Origin of the sequence: Flavobacterium sp. KACC 22761 (assembly GCF_034058155.1) — a bacterium.
GTDB lineage: Bacteria > Bacteroidota > Bacteroidia > Flavobacteriales > Flavobacteriaceae > Flavobacterium.
This window is the reverse complement of sequence record NZ_CP139148.1, coordinates 2,712,122-2,727,272: the sequence shown is the minus strand read 5'-3', so window position 1 is coordinate 2,727,272 and position 15,151 is coordinate 2,712,122. Positions and strand designations below refer to the sequence as shown.

Sequence of the window (15,151 nt, the reverse complement as noted above, 5' to 3'; positions counted from 1 at the left end):
TGTTTTTTTGAACATCACAAGATACAAAAAATAGAACAATTATTACAAAAAAAGCCCGAGTTTTATGACTCGGGCTTAAAATACTATGAATAAATAATCTATTCGATTACATCACTAATTGTTTGTTAGATGGAGCAAACTTCGTTAAGTTGATTCCGTCTACCGCAGCAGTGTATTCTTCGATTGTTGGAGTTCTACCTAAAATTGTAGAAAGAACCACAACTGGCGTAGAAGAAAGCAATGATTCTCCTTTTTTACCTTCTTTATCTTCTACAACTCTTCCTTGGAACAAACGAGTAGATGTTGCCATTACCGTATCTCCTTTGGCTGCTTTTTCTTGATTCCCCATACAAAGGTTACATCCAGGACGCTCTAAGTATAACATGTTTTCGTATTCTGTACGTGCTGCCGATTTTGGAGCATTATCATCAAATTCGAAACCAGAGTATCTTTGTAAAACTTCCCAGTCACCTTCAGCTTTCAACTCATCAACGATGTTATAAGTTGGAGGAGCAACTACAAGGGGAGCATTAAACTCAACTTTTCCTGTTTGTGCTTCAACATTTTTCAACATTTGAGCAAGGATTTTCATATCTCCTTTGTGAACCATACAAGAACCAATAAATCCAAGATCTACTTTTTTCTCTCCACCATAGAAAGATAATGGTCTGATTGTATCATGAGTATAACGTTTAGAAACGTCTTTGTTATTAACATCTGGATCCGCAATCATTGGTTCAGCGATTTGATCTAAATCAACTACAACTTCAGCATAATATTTAGCATTCGCATCTGGAGTTAAGGCTGGTTTTTCACCAGATTTAATTTCAGCAATTCTCTTATCTGCTTTGTTGATTAATCCTTGAAGAACTTGTCTATCATTATCCATTCCTTTAGTAATCATGATTTGGATTCTGCCTTTAGCAATTTCCAATGATTCGATCAAAGTATCGTCTTCTGAAATACAGATAGAAGCTTTTGCTTTCATCTCTGCAGTCCAGTCTGTAAATGTAAACGCTTGGTCAGCAGTAAGCGTACCAATGTGGACCTCAATGATTCTTCCTTGGAATACGTTCTCTCCGTTGAACTGCTTAAGCATTTGAGCTTGAGTAGCGTGAACCACATCACGGAAATCCATGTACCCTTTCATGTCTCCTTTGAAAGTCACTTTTACAGATTCTGGAATTGGCATAGAAGCCTCTCCCGTAGCCAATGCTAGAGCAACAGTTCCTGAGTCAGCACCAAAAGCAACACCTTTAGACATTCTCGTGTGAGAGTCACCACCGATAATGATTGCCCATTCGTCGATCGTAATATCGTTAAGTACTTTGTGGATTACGTCAGTCATTGAGTGGTAAACACCTTTAGGGTCACGTGCTGTGATCAAACCAAAGTTGTTCATGAACTTCATTAATTTAGGAATATTAGCCTGAGCTTTTTTATCCCAAACTGAAGCAGTGTGACAACCAGATTGATAAGCACCATCAACAATTGGAGAAATAACCGTAGCCGCCATAGACTCTAATTCTTGAGCCGTCATAAGACCTGTAGTATCCTGAGAACCTACAATGTTTACTTCTACACGAACGTCAGATCCAGCGTGCAATACTTTTCCTGGAGCAATACCAACAGCGTTTTTGTTGAAGATTTTCTCAACTGCAGTTAAGCCTTGTCCTTCGTTAGAAATTTCTTTAGATGGAGCAAATACAGCTGGAGCTTCAATATCTAAAACTTTTGCAGCAAATGTTTGTAATTTTTTACCAAATACAATTGCATACGATCCTCCAGCTCTAATGAACTCTTTTTTCTGAGGAGTAAATGATCTTGAAATATCAATTAATTCTTGATCACCGTTGTATAATTTTTTAGTTTGAGTATTGATTGTCAAAACAGTTCCTGTAGCAACAGAATATGCTTGCTCAAGAATTGGCTCGTTATTTTCATTCAATACTGGTTTTCCGTCTGCATCTAATTTTTTAACCCAATTTTTAAGGTCAATTCCGATACCTCCAGTCACGTCAACTGTAGTAAGGAAAATTGGAGAAATACCGTTTGTACCACCAACAATTGGAGCAATATTTACGAATGGAACATACTCACTTGCTTGTTTTCCTGTCCAAAGTGCCACGTTGTTCACACCTGACATTCTAGAAGAACCCACTCCCATTGTTCCTTTTTCAGCAATTAACATCACACTTGCATCTGGATGTTTTGCTTGCAAAGCTTGAATTTCCTCTTGAGCTTGAGGCGTAATCATACATTTACCGTGAAGTTCACGATCTGAACGAGAGTGCGCTTGGTTTCCTGGAGACAATAAATCTGTAGAGATATCTCCTTCACCAGCAATATATGTAACAACTTTGATTTCTTCAGCTATTTCTGGAAGTTTAGTGAAGAATTCAGCTTTTGCATAACTTTCAATAATTTCTTTAGCAAATGCATTGCCAGCTTTGAAAGCTTCTTTCAAACGGTCAGTATCAGCATCGTAAAGGAAAACTTGTGTTTTAAGAACATCTGCAGCTTGTTGTGCAATTGCAGCATCGTTGCCTAAAGCTAGATCTAACAACACTTCAATTGAAGGTCCGCCCTTCATGTGTGATAATAGTTCAAAAGCAAAAACAGGCGTAATCTCTTTTACAATAGATTGACCTAAAATGATTTCTTTCAAAAACTTTGCTTTTTCACCTGCAGCACTTGTAGTACCCGGTAACGTATTGTAAATAAAAAACTTAAGAGAGTCTTCGCGGTTTGCGTTATCAACATCTTTAATTTGAGCAATGATTTCGCTTAATAACTCAGCTCCATCAATTGGTTTTGGGTGTAACCCTTGATTTTTTCTTTCTTCAATTTCTTGAAGGTAATCCTGATAAATATTCATAATAAAAGCGGATTTATTTTTTTGAGGCAAATTTAAACATTAAAGACCGTAATTAAAAAAAATTTAATAGAAGTCGTCTTTTCAAAAATTATTATTGCTAAAAAACGATTTTCACTGCTTGTTTTTATAAAAAAATCAATTTTATATTAAAAAAATGAATTATTGGCATTTTAAAATCTTTTCTTTAACAAAGTCGAAATTTAATGTTATAGCGTAAGTACGATTTTACATCTGTTTTAGCGAAGAATGTTTCTAAATAACAAATTATAACGTTATAGTTGCCTTTTTTTCGTCTTCAAAATACATTTTCACACAAAAAACCGAATCCAGAAATTTCCTAAAAAAACTAGCTCTAAAATTTTGTATTTCAGATTTTCTATTAACTTTGTAATTCAAAGTACTTTTAAAAATATATAACTATGAAATACAAAACAGAAATTTTAGATTATTACCAAAAACCTGGAGTACAGTCAAGTCTTGTGGTTACCATTTTCAGCACCATCTTTATGATTTGTTCTTTAACCTTTAAAAAATTATCTTTTAACGAATACGAATCAATCGGGGTAGTCAGTCTTATGATTGAATTTTTATATGGTACTCTTATCTCTTTTTCAATTTTAAAAAACAAAAACGAATACGTTCATCTAATTCCTTTTCTAATGCTGAATTGGCTTATTGGTTGCTTTAGCTTGAATGTTTTTATTCCGGTTTTTCAAGATTTACCTATATGGGTATATGTTACCACTTTTATTTTTTGCTTTACGAATTTTATTCTTTATCAAGATTTTATTAAAACCCCTCGTACATTCCTATTTTATTTTATAAACGGAATTTCATTTTGGATCATCTTTTATTTTGCCTTATACCTTATTCCATTGACACCATTTTCATTTATTGGAATTTTAGCTCTCGGAATGGGATTTTATGGCCTGGTGCCAGGAATAATTTTAATTATTCATTTGCTAACTGTCATTGTGAATTTGTCAAAAAACAGAATCTATTTTCTTTCTTTTACCGCCGGATTTGGGCTTGTACTAGTCGGTTTTTCGATTTTCACTATTGGATTAGTTGTCGAAAACAACAAAATAATTCAAAGTGCCAGAATCAATTCTTTTAATTCTGATGAAGATTTACCACGATACATTTCGGTTTCACAGAATTTAAAACCCAATTTTTTTAACGAGATCTTATTAAAGAAGGATATTGTATATTTTGACAAAAATAACTTTTTCTCATTTGACGGATTTGATTCATTCAGCAATCAACAGTTCAACAAAACCAAAATCCATAATCCGTTTATCAGTATTGCCTATTGGTTTTGTGAAGATTCAGGCCTAACAAATGATGACAAAATAAATATTCTAAAATCAAATTTTGACAAAAGACTTGAAACCGAAGAACAGCTTTGGAGCGGTGAAAATGTACTCACAAAAGCCATTAAAGAAGATGTAAAACTTTATCCCAATACGCGATTAGCCTATACCGAAATCACGATGGATATTGCATCCGACGTAAAAGCTTGGAATAATCAAGAGGCTATTTACTCTTTTCAATTGCCGGAAGGATCTGTTGCTACTTCACTTTCACTTTGGGTAAACGGAATTGAGCGAAAAGGCGTCTTGACAACAAAGGAAAAAGCAAAAAAAGCATACAAACAGATTGTTGGCGTAGAATATCGTGATCCTTCTTTACTGCAATGGAGAGAAGGAAATAAAGTTGTAGTTCGAGTTTTCCCAGTAAACAAACAAACACCTAGAAAATTCAAATGCGGCTTTACCACTCCTCTGAAGGTAGAGGATAATATTTTAAAATATCAGAGCCTTTCAACAAAAGGACCAAACATTTCAAATGCTAAAACAATTTCAAGAATACAAACTGTTGGAAACACCGCTATAGAAACCAGTAAGGATTTTGAACTTGAAAAAGGTTTTTTCATCAATCAATCTACAGGATTGGATGAATGGGATGCGACTATGCCTTTACCTAAAATTAATTCGCAAGCATTTGTATGGAAAAACAAAGTGTACGAAATTCAAAATATCCAGAAAACGATTATTCCCTTCACTCCTTCTGAAATAATATTGGATCTGAATGACAATTGGACAACTAAACAAATCGAAGCTTTTATAAATTTAAACCAAAAGAATCTTTACGTTTTTGTAAATGGTAAAAAAACACAAATTAATGCCGAGAATTTCAAAGCCATTCAATTGGATTTTGAAAACTACCATTATTCTTTGCTTCCACTTTACCAATTAGCCAAAAATACTTTAATCATTACAAAATCGGGAACATTTTCTGCCAATTTTGAAGAACTTGAAGATTCCAATTATCTGAAAGAAATTAAAACTAATACAACAGAAAAAAACATAAAAGTCATTAATATCAGCACCGATATTAATCCTTTTTGGCAAACTGTAAAAGAGCAAAAATATGTTGATTATTTTCAATGCAGTTTGGACAAAAGTTTGAATCTGATCAAAAAACAACAATTTCCATCGTACAAAACAGATGAAAACAGCATCAATATTGAACCTGCTCAAATTTCAATTCATGAAAACATTGCAGACAGCACTTCAAAAAGCAACGGCCCAAATCATATTTACAGAATGTACGCTTTTGGAAAAGTTTTAGAAGAACAAGTAAAAATCAAAAATGATACTTTGGCTTCAAACCAATATGTTGAATTGGCAAAAGATGCCAACATAGTAACACCAATTTCTTCTTTAATTGTCTTAGAAACAGATGAAGATTATGCCAAAAATGGCATTGAAAAAAATGTGAACACATTAGGAAATGCTTCCATAAATAATGATGGATCAGTTCCTGAACCTCATGAATGGCTTTTAATCATAATTGGAATTTCTGCTTTATATTTCTATTACCGAAAAAACAAAAAACAACTAGCCTAAATGAATTCAACACTCCAATACAAAAAAGTTGCGGTACTGCTAATCGTTTGTCTTCTGTTGCTTTTAAACCAAAGTATTGTACTTAATGGATTAAACAATAATTTATTCGGGATAATAGCCTCAATTGGATTGTTTGTTTTTGGTGGCAAAAAAACGAGTCTTAATCTCAACTATCCTCTTTTAGCATCAATTATTGTTTTAGAATTCATTAGTTATCGACTACATACGCAATCTGTGCATTTTCTGGCTCTAGCTTTGTTTGTATGCCTTTTGTATTACGGTGTTACTCAAAAATTTTCATTTATTGCTTTTATCTGCATTTTGTTATTCTCTTCCATCTTCAATACGTTTTTTGACTATTTGACGACCGAAATCAAACAATCTCTCTGCTACTATGTTTATTTAGTTTTGAAGAACTTTATTTCGATCGACAAGATAGAAGGCGTCAACTTTTACATCGATAACGCAAAAATTACTATTGATACCGCTTGCATAGGATTGTCCATGTTCAAAACCGGATTGTTGTCTGGCGCATTTTTATTGACGCTTGAAGAAAAGAAACATCAAAAACATTTCAATATTTTGCAGATTTTTCTTTTTTGCGCCGTAGTAATAATTCTGAATATTATTTCAAATTATTTCAGAATTATTACACTAGTTTTATTCAATTGTACTGAAGAAAACGTATTGCATCATTCTATCGGAATTCTTTGTTTTGTATTTTATCAAATTCTTCCAATGCTTTTTTTCATCCGATTTTTTAAACCCAAAACAAAAGAAGTCGAAACGAAAAAAATGTGGCACACAGTTTTCTTTGCCATCGCTGGAACAATCGTAACCGTTGGAACTAGTTTTGAAATCAAAAAAATACAGCCTCACAACTTACTTGAAAACATCAGTCCAGAATATGCTATTCAAAATGGTGTTTGGGTCAATAACGAAGTATTCAAGATTACGACTTCTAACAAACTTATTTATATTAAAACTCCTGCCCATAACCCTTTAATATGTTGGACTGGAGCGGGCTATAAAATCATCGAGAAAAAAGAAATAAGCAACGCAAATGAAAAAATCTGGTTGGTGAAAATGGAGAAAAACAATGTCAAATATAATTCTTACTGGTGGTACGAATGCGATTCCAGAAAATATACTTCGCTTCCTGAAGTTCTTTTAATCAAATTATTTTCAAACAAACCTGTCCGTTTGATCAACGAAACAGTCAAAATTTAAATGAGTTGTCCTGAAAAAGGTTGACTCGATTAGTAATATAAAATTAATTAAATCGGAACAGAATTATTTTTGTTCCGATTTGTTTTTTTCCATCTTTTGAGTTTGATTTGATTTTGTAAATGTGCTTGATTTGGAGTCAGCATATTTATTGATAAATGCACTCTTATTTGATTATAAAATAAAATAGATTCTAGAGCTTGCTTTTTCAGATTTTCAAAATCTTCAAAGATTTCAGATAATCCAAATTCTTCTTTTAAAATACCATTTACTCTTTCTGCAACTGCATTTTCATATGGATCATAGTTTTGTGTCATACTTATCAGAATCTTGCTTTGAGATAAATATTCCGTGTACTCTTTGCTGCAATATTGAAGACCTCTATCTGAATGATGTATGAGATTTCTGCTGTATTTCCTATTACCGACAGCCATCTTTAAAGCTTCTAATGTAGAAGAAGCCATTAAATTATCCGATAAATTATAACCTACAATTTTCTTCGAGTATGCATCTGTTATCAAATGCAGGTAATATGTTTGTTCTTTAGTTCTTAGATAAGTAATATCAGCAACCCAAACCTGCTCAGGCTCATTGAGCTTGATTTCTTTTATTAAATTTGGATATTTACGCATCCAATGTCTTGAATTTGTTGTCTTGTAATATCTTCTAGCTTTAGGGACTAATAAATATTCATCACGTAAAAAATCAAACAATTTATCTCTGCCAATCTTTATTTGATGTCTTTTTAAATCATCTTTCAGCATATAATGCAGTTTTCTGCCACCGGTTTTTGGCAGCTTTTGACGAACCGACATTACCAAAGATTTGAGATGTACTTTGTCGGGAATTGACTTTAATAGATGTGATTTTCGTTTGTAATAAGCTTGTTTACTGTATCCAAACAATCGACATATTTCACAAGGACTAACCCTGTATATACGATTTATTTCTTGGACTGCTTGGAACCAGACTTTTTTACAATCTCGATTTTTAGCTCGCGTTCGGCTATTTCAATAAACTTTTTAAAGACCAATAATTCTTGCTCTTTCTTAGCTAATTGAGCTTCGAGTTCTTTGATGCGTTGAGATTGAGGATCTTTCATAGGTCGTCCCAGTGTTAGTTTTTCCAGATATGTAAATTTACCATATTTTCTTAACCAACTGTCGATACAGCTATGACTTCTGATTTGGTAACGACGGCGAAGATCTGCCTTGCAAAATAATCCCAGTTCAAATTCTTTTACAACCTGTTTTTTGAATGCCTCACTGTAAGTGCAATCAGGCACAATTCTTTTAAATACTTCTCTTGTTAGTGACATAATTAAGTTAATTATAGTCAACTTTTTTCAGGACGAGACAAAAAACAAAAAAGCCTGACAAATTTAATTTTGTCAGGCTCTTTATATTTGGTACTATTTATAACAATTTCTTAATAATAACTTCTTCAGTTATTCCCTCAGCGTCTGCCTTATAGTTTTTAATAATTCTGTGTCTTAGAATGCCAACTGCAACAGCTTTTACATCTTCAATATCTGGCGAGAATTTACCATTGAAAGCGGCGTGCGCTTTTGCTGCCAAAATCAAATTCTGAGAAGCCCTTGGTCCTGCTCCCCAATCTAAATAGTTTTTTACAAAATCATTTGTCAAACTATTGTCCGGACGCGTTTTGCTTACCAGACTCACAGCATATTCAATTACATTATCTGCAACAGGAATTCGACGGATCAAATGTTGAAAGTCGATAATTTCCTGAGCCGAAAATAACGGATTAATTTGTGTTTTAACGTCAGACGTAGTACGTTTTACCACTTGAACTTCCTCTTCAAATGTTGGATATTCCAATTTGATTGCAAACATAAAACGATCCAATTGCGCTTCTGGCAACGGATAAGTTCCTTCCTGCTCAATTGGGTTTTGAGTTGCCAATACAAAATATGGCAAATCTAATTTGTAATTCTGCCCAGCAATCGTAACCGAACGCTCTTGCATTGCTTCAAGCAAAGCGGCTTGTGTTTTTGGCGGTGTTCTGTTGATCTCATCGGCCAAAATGATATTAGAAAAAATTGGTCCTTTTATGAATTTAAAGTGTCTGTTTTCGTCCAAGATTTCACTTCCCAAAATGTCAGATGGCATTAAATCTGGCGTAAACTGGATTCTTTTAAAATCTAATCCTAAAGCCTGTGACAGCGTATTTATCATTAATGTTTTTGCCAAACCAGGAACTCCAATCAAAAGGGCATGCCCGCCTGAAAATATACACAATAATATTTGATCAATAACGGCATCTTGGCCTACAATGATTTTTGCTATTTCTGATTTTAACTCGTTTCGTTTTTGAACTAAATTATGAATTGCTGTAACGTCAGACATTTAAGTATGTTTTTAAATTAAAAAAGAGTCAGCTCTATGGATTCATAAAACTAACTCTTTTTATTTATTTAATAAAAATTATTTTTTAAGCCAATTGTTTGTAAAATTACAATCTCTGTATTCTCCAATAATTTTAATATAAGTATCTTTTATCTTTGTATCAAACCATTTTGCAATCGCTTGAATTTGTTTTTCTTTTAATGCTAATTCTTTGATTTTTGTATAATCTTGAGCATAATCAGCAGTATGTTCATTAATTCTGTTTGTTACTGTGATGATCTTATAAGTCTTTTTGCCTTTATCATCTACGTTCAAAAGAGGTTGAGAAATCTCATTATCTTTCAAATTTGAAACTTGACCGTACAATTGCGGATCCATTTTTGTCAGTTCAAAACGTGTATCCTGCGTATTAGGATTTACTAACGTTCCTCCATTTGCTCTTGTTTCTTTCTCATCAGATTCTGTTCTAGCAGCGTCAGCAAAAGAAATTTCTTTATTCATAATCTTAGTACGAACGTTTATAAGTCTTTCCTTTGCTTCTTTTAACGCACTTTCAGAAACAGTTGGCGAAATCAAAATATGACGTAATTCAACTTCTTGTCCCTTTATTTTATCAATCATTATTATATGAAATCCATAAATAGTTTCAAAAGGCTGTGAAATTTCACCTTCCTGCAAACTAAAAGCAACGTCTTTAAACTCCTTTAAGAAAGGAGTTCTTCGAGTCATTTTGTAATAACCTCCATTTGAGGATGATCCAGGATCTTGAGAATACAAAACGGCTTTTGTTGCAAAACTAGCACCATCTAAAACATCTTGCCTGATGGAATTCAATCTGTCAATTACTTTTTGTTTGTCTTCTTTGGAAACTTTTGGCTCTGCTACAATTTGCGCAACTTCCATTTCAGCTCCAAAAGTTGGCAATTCATCTTTTGGTATTTTTTTAAAGAAATTACGAACCTCTTCAGGAGTGATTTCTACAGCTTCAACAATTTTTTTCTGCATGTCAGTAGCCAATTTTTGCTCTTTCAAAATGTCTGCGAAATAAGTTTTGAATTCTTCAACAGAACTCTTATGGTAATATTCAACCACTTTATTGATGTCTCCAACCTGTTTAACCATATAATTTAAACGGTCTTCCATCATACTTCTAATTTCGGCATCACTTACAATAATACTATCTTGAATTGCTTGGTGTGCATACAATTTATCTTCAAGAAGTTTACCTAACATCTGGCATCTTGTAATATCTTTTGTACTACCACCAGAAGCTAAGATTTCTAAAAAACCTTTATCAATATCTGAATCTAAAACAATATAATCTCCAACGGTAGCAATAATACCATCTATTTTTTGTCCTCCAACATGAGGTTCAGCTGGTTTTTGAGCCACAACATCTGGAATAATCTCCTGAGCTGAAACCATTGAGCTGAAAAAAAGTAAAAAACACATTGTCAATACAAGCTTGTAATCAATTGTTTTTAGCTGTAATTTTTTTAATAACATTATTCTAGATTTAATTTAAATGTAAGATCTTGTTTTTAGAATTATCCTTTTTAAAAACTAAACTGTCAATTGCCTTATTTTAAAAGATAAACTTCAAAAACAGTAAACAATTAAACTCTAGTTCTTTTACTTATAACGAACAAAAATAACAATTCAATTACATAATACAACTATCGCTTATACTATTAACAAAAAATTATAGTGATTGTCTTTTTATAAAAACTAAAAATCACTTTTTGCCACATATTTAAGCATATCTTTTTGAAAGAAGCAAAATCTACAAAACCTATTTCACAAAAAACATAATTCTTTAATTATAAAGACTATAAAAAAAGTTTTTAACACTACAACGTTTTCGTTGTACAACTATTTTCAGACAAAAACGAATCAAATCAAAAAAAACTTACATTCGTGAGCAATTAACAATTTAACGAGCAAAAAAATAAGAATATATCTTTTTAAAAGCTTTAAAATTGCGTAATTACTAACTTTATTAACCATTTTAACCAAATCTTTTATGAAAAAACTACAAACAAAATTTTTGTTTATGAGCATGCTTACAGCATTGTTATGTTCATGCTCTCAAAATGAAACAATTGAAGCTGATTCAAAAGCTGAAAGTCAAAAATTTGAAATCATTAATGTTACACATCACGACGGAAAACCTTTTAGTACCGGTGCAAAATCATCACTTACAGGAAAATATGTAGACAATCCGGGCGGTGGTGTTATGATGCAAGCCTTTTATTGGGATGTTCCTGCAGGCGGAACTTGGTGGAATACTGTGAGCAGTAAAGTAACGGCTTGGGGTAATGCTGGAATTGGCTCAATTTGGCTTCCTCCCGCTTCAAAAGCCCAAAATGGCGCATTTTCTATGGGTTATGATCCAACGGATTATTTTGATTTTGGAGATTACAATCAAAACGGAAGTACAGAAACCAGATTTGGATCAAAAACCGAATTGGTAAATTTAATTACGGCTGCTCATAACGAAAACATCAAAGTTTATGCAGATATTGTAATCAATCATAACAGTGGAGGGCAATCTGAAGCGAATCCGTTTACAGGCACAAATACTTGGACAAATTTTACGGGAATTGCTTCTGGAAAATTCAAACGTAATTATAATGACTTCTACAAAAATAGTTTCGGCAACAATGACGAAGGCTCTTTTGGCGGTTTCCCAGATTTATGTCATGCCGCACAAAATGTAAAAGACTGGCTATGGCTTAGAACAGATGGTGTTGGAAAATACTATAAAAACACTATGAAATTTGACGGATGGCGTTTCGATTATGTTAAAGGTTTTGGGCCGTGGGTGGTAAACGCTTGGAATGCGAATGTTGGCGGATTTTCTGTTGGAGAATATTGGGATTCTAACGTAAATACACTTGAATGGTGGGCAAACAATGCCAATAGTTCTGTATTTGATTTTGCTTGTTACTACAAAATGAACGACGCTTTTGATGGAAATAATCTTGCTCTATTAAATGATGATATGATGTGGAAACGAAATCCGTATAAAGCAGTGACTTTTGTAACCAATCACGATACTGACGAAATTTGGAGCAAAATGTTGGCTTACTCCTATATTTTGACTCATGAAGGTTATCCAACTATTTTCTACAGAGATTATGAAGAATGGCTAGACAAAAACAAACTGAACAACTTAATTTGGATTCATAACAATAAAGCAACTGGAACAACTTCTATTTTATATTCTGACAATGATGAATATGTGGCAAGAAGAAATGGATATAATGGAAATCCAGGTTTGGTAGTTTACATCAACAACTCTGATGTTTGGCAAGAAAGATGGATTCAGACCAACTGGGCCAATACTCAAATTAAAGATTTTACAGGAAATTCATCTTGGTATCCAACTACACAAGCCGATAAATGGGTAAAAATACAATGTCCTCCAAAAGGATATTCAATTTGGTCAATTAATCAGTAATTTAAAAAATGACTCTTATAAGGCTGTTGCAAAACAGCCTTATTTTTTTCTTCAAAATCCATTTAGAAATAAAGACTTCCAAATTTACGAACTGAATATTTTTATAAAGCCGTATTTAATAGTACTTTTGCAACCTATTTATACGAAATATGAGCTTTTTAAAAGAAATACAACGCAGAAGAACATTTGGAATTATCTCGCACCCTGATGCCGGTAAAACAACTTTAACTGAAAAATTACTGTTGTTTGGAGGGGCTATTCAGGAAGCTGGAGCTGTAAAAAATAACAAAATTAAAAAAGGAGCAACGAGTGACTTTATGGAAATCGAGCGTCAGAGAGGGATCTCGGTTTCGACTTCTGTGCTTGCTTTTAATTATAAAGATAAAAAAATCAATATCCTTGATACTCCTGGGCACAAGGATTTTGCTGAAGATACTTTTAGAACTTTAACCGCTGTTGATAGTGTAATTGTTGTGATTGACGTTGCAAAAGGGGTTGAGGAACAAACTGAAAAACTGGTTGCAGTTTGTAGAATGCGTAACATACCGATGATTGTTTTCATCAATAAATTAGATCGTGAAGGTAAAGATGCTTTTGATTTGATGGATGAAGTAGAACAAAAATTAGGATTGAAAGTTACACCACTAAGTTTTCCTATCGGAATGGGTTACGATTTCCAAGGAATTTATAATTTATGGGAAGAAAATATTAACCTTTTCAGCGGAGACAGTCGTAAAAATATCGAAGAAACAATTGCTTTTTCTGATGTACAGAACAATCCTGAATTAGATAAAATTGTAGGCGAAAAAGCAGCGAACAAACTTCGTGAAGAATTAGAATTGATTGATGAAGTCTATCCTAAATTTGAACGTCAGGATTATTTAGATGGAAAAATTCAGCCCGTATTCTTCGGTTCAGCCTTAAATAATTTTGGAGTTCGTGAATTATTAGATTGTTTCATTACAATTGCACCATCTCCAAGACCAAAAGATTCTGAAACTCGTACAGTTGAACCTACTGAAGAAAAAATGACTGGATTTGTTTTCAAAATCCACGCTAATATGGATCCAAAACATCGTGACCGTTTAGCCTTTATCAAAATTGTTTCTGGAACTTTCGAAAGAAATAAGCCTTATTACCACGTTCGTCAGAAGAAAAATTTAAAATTCTCAAGTCCAAATGCCTTTTTCGCTGAGAAAAAAGAAATTGTAGACATTTCTTATCCTGGTGATATTGTTGGTTTGCATGACACAGGAAACTTTAAAATTGGAGATACTTTAACAGAAGGTGAAATCATGAGCTTTAAAGGAATTCCGAGTTTCTCTCCAGAGCACTTTAGATACATTAATAATGCTGATCCGATGAAAGCTAAGCAATTAGAAAAAGGAGTAGATCAGTTAATGGATGAAGGTGTAGCGCAGTTATTTACTTTAGAAATGAATAATCGTAAAGTTATCGGAACTGTTGGAGCACTTCAATATGAGGTAATTCAATATCGTTTAGAGCACGAATACGGAGCAAAATGTACTTACGAAAACTTTCCTGTACATAAAGCGTGCTGGGTAAAACCGGACGATGCTAAAAACGAAGAATTCAAAGAATTTAAACGTATCAAACAAAAATTCCTTGCTCACGATAAATACGGGCAATTGGTATTTTTAGCCGATTCTGATTTTACAATTCAAATGACTCAAAGTAAATATCCTACTGTGAAATTATATTTTACATCTGAATTTGATTAATTTACTTAAAAAAAATAAAAAAAGCGCTATAAATTACTATAGCGCTTTTTTTATTTGAATTAATTACAACCTTACTGAGTTATTATTCTAATATAAATTTTTTCTAATTCGGAATTGCTAAAATACTGCAAACTTCAATTATGCAGAAATTTAGTCGATGAAATACAAATTAAATCGGATAAACTACATGATTTAGATTGACGCAAAAAAAAGCCCCATAAAAATGGGGCTTTAAAATTTATGCTTGTCCCGCAGGACCAAAATTAAGCGGAATTGGCGCTTGTTCCGTTTCTTTGATTTCACCATGAGCTGCCTCAAATCTGTGGATGTTTTCACCTATTGCTCTTAACAATCTTTTAGCATGTTGTGGCGTCAAAACAATTCTTGACTTTACCTTGGCTTTAGGAATACCCGGCATAATGCTTACAAAATCTAAAACAAACTCTGATGATGAGTGGTTGATAATCGCAAGATTAGAATAAATTCCTTCCGCAATAGTTTCATCTAACTCAATATTAATTTGCTCTTGTTGTTGTTTCGGATTACTCATAGTTTCCTAA

The 15,151-nt window shown here is 33.0% G+C and carries 9 protein-coding genes; 4 read left to right on the top strand and 5 right to left on the bottom strand.

Annotated features, from left to right (window positions below):
* Positions 1-106: 106 nt before the first annotated feature.
* Positions 107-2,878: a bifunctional aconitate hydratase 2/2-methylisocitrate dehydratase gene (locus SCB73_RS11805; protein ID WP_320566436.1), complete on the bottom strand. Its 2,772-nt coding sequence runs from the start codon at positions 2,876-2,878 to the stop codon at positions 107-109.
* A gap of 419 nt (positions 2,879-3,297) precedes the next feature.
* Between SCB73_RS11805 and SCB73_RS11800 the strand changes: the two genes are divergently transcribed.
* Positions 3,298-5,790 (top strand): XrtN system VIT domain-containing protein, encoded by a 2,493-nt coding sequence (locus tag SCB73_RS11800; RefSeq protein WP_320566435.1) that lies wholly within the window; start codon positions 3,298-3,300, stop codon positions 5,788-5,790.
* Positions 5,791-7,020: an exosortase N gene (gene xrtN, locus SCB73_RS11795; protein ID WP_320566434.1), complete on the top strand. Its 1,230-nt coding sequence runs from the start codon at positions 5,791-5,793 to the stop codon at positions 7,018-7,020.
* 47 nt (positions 7,021-7,067) lie between these two features.
* On the opposite strand, the gene SCB73_RS11790 is transcribed toward xrtN, so the two are convergent.
* The 3 genes from SCB73_RS11790 to SCB73_RS11780 all read right to left on the bottom strand — a co-directional run bounded on the left by SCB73_RS11790 (position 7,068) and on the right by SCB73_RS11780 (position 10,892).
* Positions 7,068-8,335 (bottom strand): IS3 family transposase gene (locus SCB73_RS11790; protein ID WP_320566433.1). Its coding sequence is split into 2 segments (ribosomal slippage): positions 7,068-7,996 and positions 7,996-8,335, totalling 1,269 coding nucleotides; the frame shifts between segments, so codons are not numbered across the junction.
* Positions 8,336-8,432: 97 nt separating this feature from the next.
* A complete protein-coding gene (locus tag SCB73_RS11785; protein WP_320566432.1) occupies positions 8,433-9,386 on the bottom strand; it encodes an AAA family ATPase in 954 nt (317 codons plus the stop codon).
* Positions 9,387-9,464: 78 nt separating this feature from the next.
* The gene (locus tag SCB73_RS11780; protein ID WP_320566431.1) at positions 9,465-10,892 is read right to left on the bottom strand and encodes a peptidylprolyl isomerase; all 1,428 of its coding nucleotides are present in this window, start codon (positions 10,890-10,892) and stop codon (positions 9,465-9,467) included.
* 517 nt (positions 10,893-11,409) lie between these two features.
* Here SCB73_RS11780 and SCB73_RS11775 point away from each other — a divergent pair.
* Positions 11,410-12,849 (top strand): alpha-amylase, encoded by a 1,440-nt coding sequence (locus tag SCB73_RS11775; protein WP_320566430.1) that lies wholly within the window; start codon positions 11,410-11,412, stop codon positions 12,847-12,849.
* A gap of 149 nt (positions 12,850-12,998) precedes the next feature.
* Entirely contained in the window at positions 12,999-14,591 is a 1,593-nt protein-coding gene (locus tag SCB73_RS11770) for a peptide chain release factor 3 (RefSeq protein WP_177210637.1), read from the top strand.
* Between the two features lie 238 nt (positions 14,592-14,829).
* Here the strand turns inward: SCB73_RS11770 and SCB73_RS11765 are convergent, their stop codons facing one another.
* On the bottom strand, positions 14,830-15,141 hold the full coding sequence (locus SCB73_RS11765; RefSeq protein WP_012024017.1) for a DUF3467 domain-containing protein: 312 nt from the start codon (positions 15,139-15,141) through the stop codon (positions 14,830-14,832).
* Positions 15,142-15,151 lie beyond the last annotated feature (10 nt).

What these genes read in the sequence shown, in the direction of transcription:
- xrtN (WP_320566434.1), top strand. Translation starts at nt 5,791, where the DNA reads ATGAATTCAACACTCCAATACAAAAAAGTTGCGGTACTGCTAATCGTT.
- SCB73_RS11775 (WP_320566430.1), top strand. Translation starts at nt 11,410, where the DNA reads ATGAAAAAACTACAAACAAAATTTTTGTTTATGAGCATGCTTACAGCA.
- SCB73_RS11770 (WP_177210637.1), top strand. Translation starts at nt 12,999, where the DNA reads ATGAGCTTTTTAAAAGAAATACAACGCAGAAGAACATTTGGAATTATC.
- SCB73_RS11765 (WP_012024017.1), bottom strand. Translation starts at nt 15,141, where the DNA reads ATGAGTAATCCGAAACAACAACAAGAGCAAATTAATATTGAGTTAGAT.
- SCB73_RS11800 (WP_320566435.1), top strand. Translation starts at nt 3,298, where the DNA reads ATGAAATACAAAACAGAAATTTTAGATTATTACCAAAAACCTGGAGTA.
- SCB73_RS11805 (WP_320566436.1), bottom strand. Translation starts at nt 2,878, where the DNA reads ATGAATATTTATCAGGATTACCTTCAAGAAATTGAAGAAAGAAAAAAT.
- SCB73_RS11780 (WP_320566431.1), bottom strand. Translation starts at nt 10,892, where the DNA reads ATGTTATTAAAAAAATTACAGCTAAAAACAATTGATTACAAGCTTGTA.
- SCB73_RS11785 (WP_320566432.1), bottom strand. Translation starts at nt 9,386, where the DNA reads ATGTCTGACGTTACAGCAATTCATAATTTAGTTCAAAAACGAAACGAG.